Here is a 1817-nt window from a genome sequence, read left to right on the forward strand (position 1 = left end):
ATATAAATAACAAGATTGATATTGCATATATTTATTTCATAATAATTATCCTATTTGGTAGTTTAATAAATATTATTTAGCCTTTCCTCTGTTTAGTGAGCTATATCTATATGATATATAAATATTTATAAGCTGTTTGCTATTTGATTTAGCGTCATTTGTAAACCAAGAACTTATTGATTTAGGAGATATTAAATTCCGATCCTTATTTGAATCTCTTAAATTAGCTAAATATCCAAATTCTGTGCAACGATCTGTTTTCCTAGATTTCTTGACGTTGGTCCCATAACCCAGAAAAATAATTATATTGTTGAATATTTTGCTTTAATTTAATTCAATTATTCTATTTTCTTCACTTGTTTGTATAAACAATAAATTATCTTTAATGCTGAAATCCTCAATAAGGTCTATCAATTCACTTTTTACAACTTCTCCTTTGTTATTTATTACTCTTACAAAAGCCTCTTCTAATATAAGTAATCTTTCGTCGTTTATTACATATAACCCAACCAAAGGTGTTGTGATTTCAATTGACGATCTTATTTCTAAAAAATCGTCAATTAAATAATTTTTTTTTCCTATATCTAGGACTATCAGATCATTCCAATACATAATATTTAAATTATCTTCACTTTCATCACTGCTAAAAGATAAAGAAAATAATTTCTCTTGTGTCAATGAATGATAGCATATATAACAGTAGTAATTTTCTCCAAATGTTTCCTCAAGAGATAAACTTCTATTTGCTCCTTGGTTGTTTAAAAAGGTTGTAGTCTCTCTTGAAGATAGAAAACTAAACACTTTTAAATATCTATTTTTAATGACTTGTCTCATATTATTTTCCACCTATTAATTTAATTGTAATTAATTTATTCCCTTCCCAAATGCTTTCAACTTTGAGCCCTCCTCTTGGTCCCATTAATACGGACTCTCTTAAATAACGTCCATTGGATTGCAGTATTCCTTGAGTTCCGCTATATACCCTTTCTAAATGAGTATTTAATAAAGATCTTCCTGCCAGATTGTCAAAAATGCCGATACTTTCAAGCTGTCTTAACATTCCTGTCGAACGTTTTATGTTATGAGTTGCTCCCGTAGCTTTGCCGAATATGTAGTCTAACTTTGTTCCTATATAAGGTTCCCCTTTAGAAATATTATTAATGGTTTTGAATCCTCTTAATCCACTACCCAAATTCGTTAAATCATTTGCCAACGTAGTGGCCGTTAAAGCCATGTTTATGGCAGAAAGTCCTACATTGAGAAATTGATCGAAACTGACAATCCATTGGGGATCATATCCTTGTGTCGCATTTCTCATCGCAGCACTAATATGATCAATTCCAATACCTTGAATACCTTTAGTAGTTACTCCATTCAAAGGGGCGCTATCCCACCAATTTCCGTATTGATCCCCATATCTGAAATCACCTTGTTCATTCGTTGCAAAAACAGTTTTACCCAAGTATGTCTCATCAGCTTTTGTTGTCGTTTCTGAAGTAGCATTTTTATCCCAATAGATCCGTTTGTCTTTATCCTGTATCCAGTCAATAGCCATCCCTGAAGGATCTACCGCATTCAGCGGATTATTTGCACAATAAGCATACGGACTGATCGAATAATACATTTCTGCCATTGGATCCATTGTTGTAAAACGACAGGTTGCAGGATCATAGTACCTCGCCCCATAATCATACAAATTCAGACCTTGTTTCATGTCCAGCTCCTTACCAGTATATTTATATGACTGCAAGTCGGCTGCACGTTGGTCGCCATTCGCCATTCCGAATGGGTAGTAGTTTACGGCCTGGGAACTCATC

At 33.1% G+C, this 1817-nt stretch carries 2 protein-coding genes; both read right to left on the reverse strand.

The genetic code is table 11. From position 1 onward, the window contains the following. Positions 1–324 precede the first annotated feature (324 nt). Positions 325–834: a hypothetical protein gene (locus DWW23_RS04460; RefSeq protein WP_122352085.1), complete on the reverse strand. Its 510-nt coding sequence runs from the start codon at positions 832–834 to the stop codon at positions 325–327. Position 835: 1 nt separating this feature from the next. Beyond that, a partial coding sequence (locus DWW23_RS04465; protein ID WP_147382590.1) for an RHS repeat-associated core domain-containing protein occupies positions 836–1817 on the reverse strand: 982 nt, incomplete at its 5' end.

It is taken from the genome of Parabacteroides sp. AF14-59, assembly GCF_003479515.1.
GTDB lineage: Bacteria > Bacteroidota > Bacteroidia > Bacteroidales > Tannerellaceae > Parabacteroides > Parabacteroides faecis.